Raw genomic sequence first — 14,091 nt, forward strand, 5'->3', positions numbered from 1 at the left:
ACCGGGCTGCGTGCCCCCACATTCCGGCCCAGATATATCTCTCGCACGTCCCGTAGCCTGGAGTCATGTCGTGGTACGACGAGTTCGTCGGTCGCGTACGACTACCGGAACCGACCATGGTGACTCCCGGGCAAGCCTTGCGCGGGCGTGCCGAACCCCTGATCGTCCCCGCCGAACACTTCGTCAGCGGTCATCCCCTCAAACCTCCGTTCCCGGCGGACATGCGGCTCGCGGTGCTGGCGATGGGCTGTTTCTGGGGCGCTGAACAGGGGTTCTGGGAGCTGGCGGGCGTGTACAGCACGGCCGCGGGTTACGCGGGCGGCTACACGCCGAACCCGACCTACGAGGAAACCTGTTCCGGCCGTACCGGTCACACCGAATCGGTACTGGTGGTCTTCGATCCGCGGGTGATCGACTACGCCGCGATCCTGCGGCGGTTCTGGGAGAACCACGATCCGACCCAGACCATGCGGCAGGGCAATGATCGCGGCACCCAATACCGTTCGGCCATCTACACCTTCGACGACGAGCAGGCGCGGACGGCCGCGGCGTCGCGGGCCGACTATCAGGAACGCTTGTCGGCGGCCGGGTTCGGGGAGATCACCACCGAGATCGCCCCGCTCCCGGACCTTTCCGCGTTCTTCTACGCCGAGGGTTACCACCAGCAGTACCTGGCGAAGAACCCCGGCGGTTACTGCCCCGATCACGCGACCGGGGTGAGCGCCGCCTAGAGCGGCGGGACCACGTCCGGGCGCAACGTGCGCGGGTCGCCCGCGTCGTGAGCCTGCCACCAGCGCACACCGCCGGCGATGAACTCCGGTAACGGGATCGGGTTGCCCTGCTTGTCGGTGACCTCGGCGTCGTCGAACCACACGCGGATGTCGAGTTCGCGCGGGTCGATGCCCTCCTCCTGGGAGAACTCCATCAGGTGGGCGCCGGGTTCGTCGCGCAGCACCGTGTCGAAGCTGAGCAGCTTGCGCCACTGGCTCCAGGAGCTGTCGCTGAGGTCGAGGAAGTCCCAGCCGTGCAGGGCGCCGCCGCCGAAGCTGTTCACGGCGTCGTGCAGGCCGTCGATCGTGAGCGGGAGCACAACCGGTTCGAGGTCGTCCCAGCGCTGGCGGCGCAGGGAGGCGGCGATCCGGCTGACGCCGCGGAGGTTGAGGTAGATGTCGCAGCCGGCCGGTGGCGGGCCGTCCGCGGGGAGGGTCAAGACGTCCAATTCCAGCCTCAGCGTGGCCGCCGCCGGATCGACGTCGATGCCGAGGCAGGTCGCCTCCGACAGCGCGAGGTTCAGTCCCTTGATATCCAGGCCGTCGAGTAGCCCCCTGCTCACAGTCATAGCGCCAGGCTACCGATCTTGCCTGGCTGGACCGAGGATTTCCGGTTTTCTCTAGTTATGTCGTTTTTTTCCGGTGCGAATGGAACCGCGGGCCGACCTGCGGCGTCAGACTGGATGAGGCCTTCTGAGACAGGCCTTCGGGTCGGCCGCTCCGGAACGGGGAGGGGACTTCCGGATCGGCCGACCCGGACGAATCAGTCGTCTATCAACCTGTGGATCAGGTTGTGGATTATGTGGATAACTCCCGAAACCAACCCTGTGCAGGTACGGAACTCCACAGCCCTCGCGCGCGCGTGGCAGGATCGAAACCGTGACGAACCCCCACGTGCCCTCGGTGCCCATCGATGAGGTGCCCGCGGAATTCGACGCCGCGGACGGCTGGGGGTCCGCCGCGCCCGCACCGGCCCAGCTCCTCGACGTCCGCGAGGACGACGAGTGGCAGCTCGGCCGCGCGCCCGGCGCCATCCACATCCCCATGACCGACGTCCCCGCCCGGCTCGACGACCTGGACATCGACGCCGAGATCTACGTGATCTGCCGGCAGGGCGGCCGGTCCATCGCGGTGGTGGAGTTCCTGAACCAGATCGGTTACGAGGCGATCAATGTCTCGGGTGGCATGGTGGCCTGGCAGCAGACCGGCCGTCCGCTCACCGGTGACGGTCCCGAGGCGAAGATCTACTAGGCGCGGAGAGGTGGAGCGATGAACGGGGGACAGGTGGGCCGATCGCGATCCGCCGTCGTACAGCCGTGCGCCCGCTGCGGCGCCCGCTGGGCGGTTCAGGGCAAACCACTGCACTGGTGCCCGCGCTGCCACGGCGTGCTGCTCTCACCGGCCCCGGTGGACGCGCCCGCCGACCGCCGCAACTACCGCTGGGTGGCCCGCCCGCCCGGTCGCAAATCCGCTGCGGCCCAGCCCGTCCGGCGGCCCGGTGCGACCGAGACACCGCGCTACCACCAGGTTCCGCGCTGGGGTTTGCAGGATCGGCCCCCGGCCGAAGCGCCCGAGCCGCATCGGCCGCTGGCCGCGTGGACCGACCGGCTGGACCGGTTGCTCATCGCGACCGCCGCCGTCTTCGTGGTGGCGGCGCTGGCCGAACTGGGCCGCTACGGGATCCTGCTGCGCAATCGCACCCGCCTCATCCAGCCCTGGCTGCTGTGGATCTCCGATGCGGCCGTGACCGTGTCGGCGGTGCTGGGCTTGGCGCTGGCTTTGTTGTCGGCGGTGGCGCTGGTCGGCTGGCTCGCCGAGACCCGCCGCGCCGCGTACGCGAATGTGGGCGAGTCGGATTCGCGGTCCCTGTTGTCGCTGGTGCTCGGCTGCGTGGTGCCGGTCGCGAACCTGATCTGGCCCGGCATCTACCTGACCGAGGCGGCGCGGCGCACCGGCGACGGTGATCCGCGGCTGCTGCGCGCGGTCCGGATCTGGTGGGCCGCTTGGCTGTTGAACGCGGTGCTGGTGCTGGTGGCGCTGGGTTACCGGCTGGCGCATTCGCTGCAGGTGCAGGCCGACGGCGTGCTGGTGGCGATGTGGACGGATCTGGTCGCGGCCGGTGTCGCGGTCGCTTCGCTGGGTTTGGTGCGCGAGTTCGCGGGCCTGGACCTGCGGGGTCATCCGAAGACGCCGCGGCGCTGGCTGATCGCGACCGGCCCGGCGCGCCCGGTGATCGAACCCGTGCGGCGCGCGCCCGCGGCTCCGGTCGGGGATGATGCTGTGGTCGGGGATGAGTCCGCCGCCGGCGAGGCCGCACAGGCGGCTCCGGGCGCGGAGCAACAGGAGGTAGTGGCGAAGTGAGCCGGGCCAGTCGCGCGCCGTTCGTGGTAGCGCACCGGGGGGCGTCCGCGGCGCGACCCGAACACACCCTCGCCGCCTACGATCTCGCCCTGCAGGAGGGCGCCGACGGCGTCGAATGCGATATCCGCCTGACCCGCGACGGGCATCTGGTCTGTGTGCACGACCGCACGGTGGACCGCACCTCGAACGGGACCGGCGCGGTCAGCGAGATGACCCTCGAGGAGCTGAAGGCGCTGAACTTCGGCACCGCCGCGGAATCCGAGGGCGTGCTCACCCTGCGCGAACTCATCGAACTGGTGCTGGACTGGAAGAGTCGTCCCACCAAGCTGTTCATCGAGACCAAGCACCCGGTCCGGTACGGCGCCCTGGTGGAGACCACCCTGCTCAACGAGCTGAACCACTACGGCATCGGCGCGCCCGCCTCCGCGGATCACTCACGCGCCGTGGTCATGTCGTTCGCCGCGACCGCGGTCTGGCGCATCCGCCGCGCCGCCCCGCTGTTGCCGACCGTCCTGCTCGGCGAGTCCTCCCTGTACCTGTCCGGCGGCGCCGCCCACACGGTCGGCGCGACCGCCATCGGCCCGTCCGTCCGCACCCTGCGCGAGCACCCCGACCTGGTCGACAAGGCCGCCGCCGCGGGCCGCGCCACCTACGTCTGGACCTGCGACGACCCCGAGGACATCCAACTCTGCGCCGACCTGGGCGTCGACTGGGTCGCCACCAACCACCCCGCCCGCACCAAAGCCGTCCTCACCACCGCGTGAACGCGCGGCTCACCACGGTGTGAGCGCACGTCTCGGTGATTCGCAGACCCTGTAGGTTCTGCTGTCATGGGTAAGAGCAAGCGCAACAGTCCCAAGCCGGACTCCAATCGGGCGCAGAAGCTGGCCGCCCGCCGTGCCGAACAGGAGGCGGCGGCGTCGGCGGTGACGCGGCCCTTCGCGGGCTTGGCCGCGGAATGCGATCTGGTCGCGCTACGGGAGTTCGTGCCGTCGGCGACCGCGACCTTGAAGCTGGCGCCGAGCGTCGGTGCGGAGCGCGAGGTCACCCTCGCCACCGTGCTGCCAGGTGCGGTCGCCGCGCTGGTGCGGGCCGGTGACGAGCCGGTCGGTTTCGTTGGCACGCAGGTGCAGTTCCAGTCCGCCGATCCCGCCGCGGATCTGGCCGCCGCCATCCTGTGGACCCAGTCCGCCACGCCCGGCGACTCGCTCGCCTCCGCGAGTGTCGGCGGCGCGCCGCTGACCGAGGTGCTGGATCCCGGTGCGGCGCTGGACCTCACGGTGCACCAGGACTTCAACTGGTGGGTGCCGGCGGGCGTCACCCCGGACCCACAGGTGGCCGCCACCATCGAGCAGGCCAACCGGGCCATCATGCCCTCGGCCCGCCTGGAGCTGGGCGCGGACGCGATCGGCGCGGCCTGGTGGGTCGACGCCGGCGAGAAGGCGCACATCCGCTGGGTGCGGCCCGAGGACGAGGATCAGCTGATGCTGGCCCTGGCCCGCCTGCACGCGGCCGGCGATCTGCACCTGGGCGAAGGTTCGCGGTTCGCGGGCTCGTTCCGCACCCACGGCCTGCTGGTGCCGGTCTTCGACCTGGACCGCGAGCGTCACGCCAGCGAATGGGAAGCTCCCGCACGCGAATTCGGCGCGAAGCTGGCGGCCGCGCTGCGGTCGGACGCCCCGCTGAGCTCCGACGAGCGCCGTTCCCGCGACGGCCTGCGGTCGCGTCAGGTCACCTTGCGCTGACCCTCCGCGGTTTCCCCGCGATTTTTCCCAGGGGGAAACAGCGACAGGCCCGGTCCGAGTTGCGGACCGGGCCTGTGCCGTCTATCCACCGGACGGAGCCGAATCAGGTTCGGCCCCACGGATTATCGCTGAGAGTCGCGCTAGGAGAGCGAGCCGCCCGCGGCGTGCGGCGCGCCGGACGCGTCCTTCGGGGCGCTCATTTCCCGCTGCACGAAATTCTCCAGGTCGAACAGATTCGCGCTGGCCCGCTCGGCGACGGTGAGCAGGGTCTTCATGGTGGCGACTTCTTCGACCTGTTCCTTGAGGAACCACTGCATGAACTGCTCACCCTGGTAGTCGCCCTCTTCGCGGGCGGTCTTGGCGAGCTGGACGATCTGGTCGGTGACCGACTGTTCCTGCGCGACGGCCAGCGCGATCGGTTCCTTCGCGTTCGCGAAATGCGAAGTGGCCGATTCGACCCCGGGCATCTCGACGTTGATGTCCAGGTCGATGAGGTACTGCGCGATCATCATCGCGTGATTGCGCTCTTCCACGGCCTGCTTGTAGAAATACTTGGCCAGGACCGGAAGATCGGCATTGTCGAACCACAATGCCACCGCGATGTACTGGTGCTCGGCATTGAATTCGTTGCGGATCTGATCCTGCAGCAGGGCGTGGAACTTGCTGCGCTTGGTCTGGGTTCGGGTGGACATGCGGAAGACATTAATCCTGGTAAAACCGCGTGTCATCCAAGTGCAGCCTTATTGAGCACAGCCTTAATGAGGCAAGTATTGCCTAATTCGAACTAACTTCCGACCGTGGTGATCAAGTCCGCCGGGATCTGCTGATCCTTGGCCAGCGCGTCGAAGAACGCACTCGCCTTGGTCTTGTCCCAGAGCAGCACATTGCCGCTGCCGGAGACATTCTCGAAACCGCCGACCGGCACCGTCGTGGTGATCGGATCGCTGCTCAGCGCATTGCCCAGGCCCGCCAGATTCCACACGTGCGCACCGTCGTCAACTTTCAACGCCGAGGTCAGATCCCTTACCAGCGGCCAGGATCGGAACGGATTCGCCAGCGTGGCCGGGCTGGACGCCTTCTTCAACAGGGCGCTGAGGAATTTGCGCTGATTGAGCATGCGATCCAGATCGGCGCGCGGGGTGGCGCGGGAACGCACGAAACCCAATGCGTTCGGGCCGTTCAGCGTCTGGCAGCCCGCGGGCAGATCGATACCCGCCAACGGGTCTTTCATCGGCTCGTCCAGGCACATGTCGATGCCGCCGACCGCATCGACGATATTGGCGAACCCGCCGAATCCGATCTGAACATAGTGGTCGATGTGCACGCCCGTCGCGCCTTCCACGGTGCGGGCCAGCAATTTCGCGCCGCCCACCGAGAACGCCGCATTGAGCTTGTCCTTGCCGACGCCCGGGATGTTCACATAGGAGTCGCGCGGCAGGCTGACCAGAGTGGGCCGACCGGATTTGGGAATGTGGACCAGGATCACGGTGTCGGTGCGTTCGCCCGCCACATCGGACCCGGTGGACAACTCGTCCTCCTGGGCCTGGGACAGCCCCGCGCGGCTGTCGGATCCGACCAGAAGCCAATTCGTCCCGGGCGTGTCGCCGACCCGTCCGGAGTAGTCCGCGAGCGCGTCGATCCGGGTCAGGTGGGTGTCGACGTAGATGGCCGCCGCGATGGGCAGCACCAGCAGCACCACCAGCAGGGACAGAATCCAGCGGAACCAGTGCCGTTTGCGGCGCGGCCGGGTTCCGCGCGGGGGACGGCCGTCACCGCCGCGGCGCTTGCCGGGCAGCGGCGGCGGGGGAGTGCGGGGCGGGTCTTCGCGGAAGGGGACCGGCTGCTGCGTGGGCGCGTGTTCCATGGGCGTCGCGCTCCGGGCGGGCATCCGATCGCCCTGGGGCGGAACCCGATTCCCCGGGGGCGGTACCCGGTTCCCGGGCGGCGGCATCCGGTTCCCGGGCGGCCGCTGCCGCGGGTCCGGGTTCCGGGGCGGCACCTGCGAATACGCCAGGGCCTGACCGGATTCATCGCGTCGGATCACCTGGGTTGGTTCTACCCGCGGCCCGCCGTCGTTAACAGGCCGGTCGAAGTCGCGTCCCCGATCGGGCATGGGCTGCCGGGGAGCCGAAGGCCGCTGCGGTTGCCCGGGATTCGCCATCGGGCGCTGCGGGTGGGCCGGGGGCTCGCCCGGGCGTCCCGGCGGCGGCTCCCGGCGCATCCGTGCAAAGTGCTGGGGGTCGTCGCCGTTCATTACTGGAAACAGTACCGACCGTGCTCGCGCCGCGCCGCTTTCCGGGCGGATTCACGGCAGCCAGGAGACATGTCCGCGCAGGAAGGCGTACCCGAGGTAGGCGATGGTGTCGATGAGCGCGTGCGCCAGCAGCAGCGGCCACAGCCGGCCGGTGCGCTGCCAGTAGCGTCCGAAGATCAACCCCATCACCAGGTTTCCGAGCCCGCCGCCGAGGCCCTGGTACAGGTGGTAGCTGCCGCGCAGTAGCGCCGAGGCCAGCAGGGACCGGTTCTCGGTCCAGCCGAGCGCTCGCAGCCGGGTGATGAGATAGGCCACAACGAGCACCTCCTCGGCCGCGGAGTTGGCCCAGGCGGCCAGCACCAGCATGGGTAGTCGCCACCAGTGTTCGAGCGAGCTGGGGACGATGGTCACACTCACGCCGAGGGCGTGGGCCGCCAAATACAGCCCCAGCCCGGGTATTCCGATCACCGCGGTGAGCAGCAGTCCGGGCAGCACGTCCGCGCGCCATCGCAAGGACCGTGCCAGTCCGATGGCCCGCGGCGCGATCCCGCTGCGCCACAACAGATATATCCCGAGCGCCGCCCATCCGAGCAGTCGCGCCACGCTCAACAGCTGGAACAGCAGGTCGATGGCCGATTGGGTGGCGCGCGAGGGATTGAGGGCGACCGTCTGCCCGCCGACCCCGCCGGGGGACAGCGCGCTCTCCAGCAGTGACAGTGCCGCGTTGGCCCCGCTCAGCCCGAAGGTGACGACCAGCACCACCGCGATCTCGAGTGTGATCGCCCGCCGTCCCTGTTCGGACGATTCGGGCGCGGGCCACGCGGGTGCGGGATCAGCCGAAACCATGCCGCCAATCTAGGCGTGCCGTGCCGCGTCCATCCCTATCGCGGGGTCGGGCGCGCGTATCTCTCCGGTCGGACGCGAGTATCTCCGCGGTCTGCGGCGCTGCCCGGAAATCGGGTCCGAGGCGCTGCCCGGAAGTCGACTGGCGCGCCGGGCCCCCGCGGCGCCGGTGTCGGACCACGCGCCGCGGCCGCGTCAGATCCGGTGCATCCCGCCGTGGAATGGGTTGCCCGCCAAGGCGTGTACCGCGCGGCTGAGCGATTCGACGTCGTCGGCCGGGGCCTCGAAGGGGATGCGGATGTCGTGGTCGGCGTCGATCGCCTCGACGCGCAGCGTGACGCCGTACCGGTCGATGGCCAGCGGGTGGATGAGCGCGCCCCGGCGCAGCGCGTGCGGAAGCCGGCGAGCCAGCCGGTCGACCACGTCGGGGTGGTCGGCCTGAAGGTGTTGCAGCCAACCGGCTTCCAGCGCGCAGAACGGGTCGGGCCGGGCGTCGCGGAGTTGTTCGCGGTCGACCGAGGCGGCCCCGGAGGTGTCGGCCACCACCGCGGAGTCGACGACCAGCCGCAGCAGGGTGGCGGTGTGGCCGATGTCGAGCAGGTCGGGGTGCGGGTGGTCGGCGGCGATGGCTCCGGCGAGGGCGCGTTGCGCGTGCGTGGGCACCGCGTGCGCCCAGCCGCGCAGCCAGACCAGGGCGCGGACGCGTTCGCGCAGGGCCAGCGGCGCCTGGTCGGTGAGTTCGAGCACCGCCGGGGATCCGTTCGCGCCGCAGCCCCGCACGAGTCCGGCGGCGGTGGAGTTCATCGGCACCGCCATCACCATGTCGCCGCACTGGCGCAGCAGGTGCACGGAGGTGGGCACGGGGTCGAGGCCGGGTAGGGCCAGGACCGCGTGTTCGGCGTGCGCGCAGGCGCTGTGCACGCGTTCGGCGGTTGTGGGCGCGACGACCTGGGCCGCGTGCGTCATGGACACCTCCGGAATTAGTTAGGTAAACCTAAGCTAAGTGACGTGGGTCGCTCGCGCAAGACCTTCCTGGGCCCGCCGGGATCGCGCCCCGCCGCACACCCTCGGGGGCGAGGTCAGGTGGCCCGCCGCGGCCATTACCGTGGGGGCGTGCCGCACGATTCATCGCACGCGCCCGAACCGGTCGCGCTGAGCCTGTCCGTCCCGCCGCGCCCGGCGCGCGGGCTCACCGAGGACCTGGTCCGCCCGATCACCGACGACCCGGGCGTCGAGATCCTCGACCTCACCGCCGACGACGAGGCGGTCTCCGAATTCCTGGTGCGAATCGTGCACGGCGACACCGGTTTCGTGGCCCGCACCGACTCCGGCGAGCGCGCCCTGGCCATCGTCGCCGCGACCGTCGCCGCACTCTGCGGTGAGGACATCCGCACCGCGCTGACCGCCCCCGACACCGTCTTCCTGACCGGGCTGCGCCCGCCCGCCGTCGAGGCGTTCCGCGATGTCCTGCTCGCCATCGAGACCGCGGACGCGGTTGCCGTGCGGACCGGATTGGCGGTTCTGGGCGGCTGAATCGGCCCCGCCGCTGGTCGCCGTGCCGCCCTCCCGCCGCCCGGGCCTGCGGTTTTTATGGCGACACCGGGGATTTCGCCGAAAGTTACCCAGGAGTCGCACAAAGCCGGAGGTGACCGGGCGCACGCAAGTAATGTCGTAACCGTGCCGCGTATCGCCTACTTCGGGCCGTCGGGAACCTTCACCGAGATGGCCCTCGCCAAACTCGAGTCCACCGGAACCTTCGATGGACCGGTCGAGCGTGTCCCCGCCCCGAGTCAGGGCGCTGCCGTCGAACTGGTGCGCGCCGGTCAGGCGGCGGGCGCGGTGGTGCCGATCGAGAGCTCGGTGGAGGGGTCGATCGCGCCCACGCTGGACGCGCTGGCCGTCGGCCCCCGTCTGCAGATTCTCGCGGAGACCGATCTGGATGTGGCCTTCACGATCCTGGGCCGCCCCGGCATCGCGCTCGACCAGGTGCGCCGCATCGCCGCCTATCCGGTCGCGGCCGCGCAGGTCCGCATGTGGCTGGCCGTGAACATGCCGCTCGCCGAGCTGTACACCTCGGCCTCCAATGCCGCCGCGGCCGAGGACGTGGCGGCCGGGCACGCCGAGGCGGCGGTCTCCACCGCGCTGGCGGGCGAGCGCCTGGGACTGACCACCCTCGCCGACGGCGTCGCCGACGTGGAACGCGCCATCACCCGCTTCGTCCTGGTCGCGCCGCCGCGACCGGCGCCGCCGCGCACGGGTGCGGACCGCACCTCGATCGTGCTGGAACTGGCCAACGAGCCGGGTTCGCTGATGCGGGCGTTCGCCGAGTTCGCCACCCGCGGTATCGATCTCACCCGCATCGAGTCCCGGCCGACGCGCACCGGCATGGGGACCTATCGCTTCTACCTGGACTGTGTCGGACACATCGACGACACCGCTGTCGCCGAGGCCCTGAAGGCATTGCACCGCACCGCCGCCCGGATCCGTTTCCTCGGTTCCTGGCCCGCCACCGCGGCCACCGGCACCCCGCCGCCACCGGACGCGCCCGCCGCGGCCTGGCTGGCCGATCTGAAGAAGGGGGTGGCCGACCTGTGAGCGGCAAACTCATCCTGGTCCGCCACGGCGAGACCGAAGGCAATGTGGGCAAGATCCTCGACACCCGGCTGCCCGGGCTGCCGCTCACCGAACGCGGTGTGGCCCAGGCCAAGAACTTCGGCGCGACCCTGATCGCGCCGCCGCAACAGCTGTTCTCGTCGCAGGCGCTGCGGGCCCGCCAGACCGGCGGCTACATCGAGGCCGCCACCGGGGTCGCCCTGAAGGTGCTCGACGATCTGCAGGAAGTGCAGCTCGGCGAGCTGGAGGGCCAGACCAGCCGGGACGCGCACCTGGAATTCCAGAAGGTCTATCACGCCTGGCATTTCGGTGATCTGAGCGTGCGGATCCCGGGCGGCGAATCCGGCGAGGACGTGCTCGCCCGCTATCTGCCCGCGCTGCGGCGACTACGCGACGACTACCTGACCCGGCCCGGCGCCGGCGATGTCATCGTGGTCAGCCACGGCGCGGCCATGCGCCTGGTGTCGCGTGAACTCACCGGGGTGCCACGGCTTTTCGCCGCCAACAATCACCTCGACAACACCGAGACCATCGAGCTGCAGCCGTTCGAGGACGACCGCTGGGAATGCACCCGCTGGGGCCGCTATCCGGCACCGTTCACCGGCGCGTTCGCCGCCGGCGGCGACGACCCGATGGGCTAGCACCCGAATTCGATACGCGGCGGCAGGGATTCGATGAGATCCCGCACCGCCGTGCGCAACCGCGCGGGCGTGCCGCTCGCGAACGACGTCCACTCGGTTCCGTCGTCGGCGGCCGTGGTGATGGCGAGGAACCGGCCGTGCCGGGTGTTGTAGACGGCGACGTGCTTCCCGGCGACCTCACGAGTGCCGTCGCCGTAACCCACACCGACGATCTCGGCGTGTGAATGCACCTGCACCAGCGCCGATGCGATCGCCTGCGCGTCCCGCGCCGGATCGCACACCATGCTCAGCCGGGCCGCCGTGGTGGCGGCGTCGCCCGCGTCGTCGAAGATCGGCACCAGATCCGCGGTGGGCGCGTGCATTCCGGACAGCTCCAGCGCATCGGCCGGGCCGAGCGCGGCCAGCACGGTGCCCGGGAGATCGTGGCCGGCCTCCTCGACGACAAAGGACCCCGGGCCGCGCAGCGCGACCACCTCGATGTCGTCCCCCTTGGCGATACAGAACCGGTTGACCTGGCCCTCCACATACCAGCGCGACGCCAGCACCCAATGCGGCCGGTAGAGCACCCGCAGCCGTCCGGCCAGTTCCGGATGGACCTGACAGCCCTCGCCGTCCGGATCACCCGCGAGCAGTTCGCGTTCGGCGAGCGCGCCGGCCGCGGCGGCCATGGCGGCATCGTGGCCGGCCGCATTGTCATAGCGCCCCAGGGCATTCAGCACCACCGGCAGCTCGTCGATCCCCAATGTCTGCTGGAGATACCGCATTTCGTCGAGTGCCAGCGTGACCGAACCCAGTAACGACGGCCCGCGCCCCGCGCCGAGAACGGTCACCGGATCGCCCGGGCAGCGGTATCCGCGCAGGCGGCCGCATGCCTGACGGCCGTGTCCCCGCCGACGGCCATGTTGCCGCCGAAGACTGTGTCCCCGCCGACGGATGTGTCGCCGCTGAAGACCTTGTCGCCGCCGATGACCGCGGGCGCGACCACCCGCCCGTCCGTGAACACCTCGGCCGAGCGGCCGTAGTCGTGGCCGCTGTGCGTCTCCTCCTCGTCACCACCCCGAGTGCCGAGCAGCGGACCGGTGCCGGTCGACCGCACCGGCACGGTCGCCTCAGGAGACATGGGGCGTGCGCCCGGGGGTTCGGCGGCCGGCGCGGCCGGAGCCATTGCGCCGCCAGGGTTTCCGAGACCCGCGCCCCAGCCCTCGGGTAGACGCAGCGTGCCCGCGCCCTGGCCGATGTGCACCGATCCGCCACCGCCGGAGTAGGACACTGCCTGCGTGGTGAGCGCCGCCCCGCCCGCGGGTGTGGCCGCCGTGGTGCCGGGCAGACCCGGCGTCCCGAATCCTCGGGTCGGCGTCATCGCCGTGGCGACGGCCGTAATCGCTGTGCTCGCAACATCTCCCATGCTGGTCACACCGCTGGTCGCCACGGTCCCGGCTACCTGCGCGACCTGGGACAGCGCGCTGGTGACAGCCGGATTCTGGGCCGGCGCGGCCGCCGCGCCCAATGCCGCCCCGACCGGATCACCGCTATTCGTGAACGCGTCCCCACCCGCATTCGCCGAGCCCGCGCCCATCGCGATGGGCGGCGGCATCAGGAACTGGCCGGGTGTGGCGACCATCGAACTCGTCGCGGCCTCATAGGTTTCCATCACCAGCGCGGCCCGGATGTCGAGCGCCAGCTTCGCGGCCTCGGCGGCCTCCGCGCTGCCGTTGAGCGCGCCCCCCGTGGAGTAGGCGGCCATCCGCGCGGTCTCCACGAGCGCGATTTCGGGCAGGCTCGGCATGGCGATCGAGGCCACGGTGTAGGCGGTGGCGTTGGCGCCGGCCTTGCCCGCCATCACACTCGCCATGACGGCCTGCTGCTCGGCCCAGACGGTGAACCCACCGAGCCGGGCCAGCACATTGAGCCCGTTCGCGCCCTCGAGTCCGACGCCGATCTCGGCCATGACTCGCGCCACGGTGGTGGTGGCGTCCACCCAGGCGGCGGCGAGCCCGCCCCAGGCGCTGCCGGCGGCCGCGATCGGAATCGCGTGCGCCCCGGCATTGAGGGAGAGGGAGTTGAGCTCGGCCATGCGGGGCAGCCAGAACACCCCGGTGATTCCCAGCGTCATGGGTATCCCCTACACCTGGATCGCCGCGATAGCGGCCGCCCGCATCGCGTCCTGGGCGAGGTACTGGGCCAGCTGGCCGCGCAGGGTGGCGGCGGCGTGGTGCAGTTCGAGAATGCCCTGGGCGACGGATCGGTCGTGGGTCAGCGCGGCGGTGTTGAAATGCGCGGCGGCCAGGAAAGACACCTCTTCGGCGCCGGAGGGGAGCACGTGGGTCGCCGGCGCGGTCGCGCTCGCGGCGGCGGCCAGGCGTTCGGCGAGCAGGTCGAGTTCCAGGGCGGCCGCGAGGATCACCTCGGGCTGGACGAGGACGTGACCAACCATGATCGGGCTCCCTCTCCGCGTTCTTCTCCGGTTGTGAGGATTGGACGCGGAGGTTCGCCGATCGGTTCCCCGTGAATCAGCCCCAACCCAGCTGATGGAGGCGCTCGTCGTCGATCCCGAAATAGTGCGCTATCTCGTGAATCACCGTGATCGCCACCTCTTCGACCACCTCGTCTTCGCTGCGGCACAGCTCGAGGATGGCGTCGCGATAGATGGTGATGGTGTCCGGCAACGCGCCCCCGTAGTGGGTGAAGTCCCGATCGGTGAGCGCGATGCCGTGGTAGAGACCGAGCAGGTGGGGGTCCTCGTCGCTGCGCGGTTCGATGAGAACCACCACATTGTCGATCGCGCGGGCCAGCTCCGGGGGAATCAGGTCGAGCGCGTCGCCGACCAGCTCTTCGAAGCGGTCGTCGGACATGGAGACGGACAT

The 14,091-nt window shown here is 70.3% G+C and carries 17 protein-coding genes; 8 read left to right on the forward strand and 9 right to left on the reverse strand.

Features of this window, described 5'->3' with window-relative positions; all coding sequences use genetic code 11:
* Positions 1-65 precede the first annotated feature (65 nt).
* Positions 66-731 (forward strand): peptide-methionine (S)-S-oxide reductase MsrA, encoded by a 666-nt coding sequence (msrA, locus tag ACWELJ_RS04405; protein ID WP_452364759.1) that lies wholly within the window; start codon positions 66-68, stop codon positions 729-731.
* On the opposite strand, the gene ACWELJ_RS04410 is transcribed toward msrA, so the two are convergent.
* On the reverse strand, positions 728-1,339 hold the full coding sequence (locus ACWELJ_RS04410; protein ID WP_452364760.1) for a hypothetical protein: 612 nt from the start codon (positions 1,337-1,339) through the stop codon (positions 728-730). The two genes, msrA and ACWELJ_RS04410, sit on opposite strands and share 4 nt — an antisense overlap.
* 310 nt (positions 1,340-1,649) lie before the next feature.
* Here ACWELJ_RS04410 and ACWELJ_RS04415 point away from each other — a divergent pair, with 310 nt between their 5' ends.
* From ACWELJ_RS04415 to ACWELJ_RS04430, 4 genes are all read left to right on the forward strand, one after another.
* A complete protein-coding gene (locus tag ACWELJ_RS04415) occupies positions 1,650-2,021 on the forward strand; it encodes a rhodanese-like domain-containing protein (RefSeq protein ID WP_387304689.1) in 372 nt (123 codons plus the stop codon).
* Between the two features lie 18 nt (positions 2,022-2,039).
* A complete protein-coding gene (locus ACWELJ_RS04420; protein ID WP_452364761.1) occupies positions 2,040-3,131 on the forward strand; it encodes a DUF4328 domain-containing protein in 1,092 nt (363 codons plus the stop codon).
* The gene (locus ACWELJ_RS04425) at positions 3,128-3,895 is read left to right on the forward strand and encodes a glycerophosphodiester phosphodiesterase (protein WP_452364762.1); all 768 of its coding nucleotides are present in this window, start codon (positions 3,128-3,130) and stop codon (positions 3,893-3,895) included. Before ACWELJ_RS04420 ends, ACWELJ_RS04425 begins: the two co-directional genes overlap by 4 nt.
* Positions 3,896-3,961: 66 nt before the next feature.
* The gene (locus ACWELJ_RS04430) at positions 3,962-4,876 is read left to right on the forward strand and encodes a DUF5926 family protein (protein WP_452364763.1); all 915 of its coding nucleotides are present in this window, start codon (positions 3,962-3,964) and stop codon (positions 4,874-4,876) included.
* 140 nt (positions 4,877-5,016) lie between these two features.
* Here the strand turns inward: ACWELJ_RS04430 and ACWELJ_RS04435 are convergent, their stop codons facing one another.
* The 4 genes from ACWELJ_RS04435 to ACWELJ_RS04450 form a co-directional block, all read right to left on the reverse strand.
* Entirely contained in the window at positions 5,017-5,568 is a 552-nt protein-coding gene (locus ACWELJ_RS04435; protein ID WP_452364764.1) for a ferritin, read from the reverse strand.
* A 92-nt stretch (positions 5,569-5,660) separates the two neighbouring features.
* Positions 5,661-7,130: an LCP family protein gene (locus ACWELJ_RS04440; RefSeq protein ID WP_452364765.1), complete on the reverse strand. Its 1,470-nt coding sequence runs from the start codon at positions 7,128-7,130 to the stop codon at positions 5,661-5,663.
* A 51-nt stretch (positions 7,131-7,181) separates the two neighbouring features.
* Positions 7,182-7,976, reverse strand: a complete 795-nt coding sequence (locus tag ACWELJ_RS04445; protein ID WP_452364766.1) for a CPBP family intramembrane glutamic endopeptidase — start codon at positions 7,974-7,976, stop codon at positions 7,182-7,184.
* A 192-nt stretch (positions 7,977-8,168) separates the two neighbouring features.
* Complete coding sequence (locus ACWELJ_RS04450) at positions 8,169-8,939, reverse strand: DUF2470 domain-containing protein (RefSeq protein ID WP_452364767.1); 771 nt, start codon at positions 8,937-8,939, stop codon at positions 8,169-8,171.
* A 147-nt stretch (positions 8,940-9,086) separates the two neighbouring features.
* Between ACWELJ_RS04450 and ACWELJ_RS04455 the strand changes: the two genes are divergently transcribed.
* The 3 genes from ACWELJ_RS04455 to ACWELJ_RS04465 all read left to right on the forward strand — a co-directional run bounded on the left by ACWELJ_RS04455 (position 9,087) and on the right by ACWELJ_RS04465 (position 11,227).
* Entirely contained in the window at positions 9,087-9,506 is a 420-nt protein-coding gene (locus ACWELJ_RS04455) for a hypothetical protein (RefSeq protein ID WP_452364768.1), read from the forward strand.
* Positions 9,507-9,650: 144 nt separating this feature from the next.
* Positions 9,651-10,568: a prephenate dehydratase gene (gene pheA / locus ACWELJ_RS04460; protein ID WP_452364769.1), complete on the forward strand. Its 918-nt coding sequence runs from the start codon at positions 9,651-9,653 to the stop codon at positions 10,566-10,568.
* The gene (locus ACWELJ_RS04465) at positions 10,565-11,227 is read left to right on the forward strand and encodes a histidine phosphatase family protein (RefSeq protein WP_452364770.1); all 663 of its coding nucleotides are present in this window, start codon (positions 10,565-10,567) and stop codon (positions 11,225-11,227) included. Before pheA ends, ACWELJ_RS04465 begins: the two co-directional genes overlap by 4 nt.
* On the opposite strand, the gene ACWELJ_RS04470 is transcribed toward ACWELJ_RS04465, so the two are convergent.
* The 4 genes from ACWELJ_RS04470 to ACWELJ_RS04485 form a co-directional block, all read right to left on the reverse strand.
* Entirely contained in the window at positions 11,224-12,057 is an 834-nt protein-coding gene (locus ACWELJ_RS04470; protein WP_452364771.1) for an ESX secretion-associated protein EspG, read from the reverse strand. The two genes, ACWELJ_RS04465 and ACWELJ_RS04470, sit on opposite strands and share 4 nt — an antisense overlap.
* Entirely contained in the window at positions 12,054-13,340 is a 1,287-nt protein-coding gene (locus tag ACWELJ_RS04475) for a PPE domain-containing protein (protein ID WP_452364772.1), read from the reverse strand. The genes ACWELJ_RS04470 and ACWELJ_RS04475 overlap by 4 nt, the downstream gene beginning before the upstream one ends.
* 9 nt (positions 13,341-13,349) lie before the next feature.
* Positions 13,350-13,661, reverse strand: a complete 312-nt coding sequence (locus ACWELJ_RS04480) for a PE family protein (RefSeq protein ID WP_452364773.1) — start codon at positions 13,659-13,661, stop codon at positions 13,350-13,352.
* Positions 13,662-13,737: 76 nt separating this feature from the next.
* On the reverse strand, positions 13,738-14,091 hold the full coding sequence (locus ACWELJ_RS04485; RefSeq protein WP_452364774.1) for a metallopeptidase family protein: 354 nt from the start codon (positions 14,089-14,091) through the stop codon (positions 13,738-13,740).

The organism is Nocardia sp. NPDC004582, assembly GCF_053602115.1.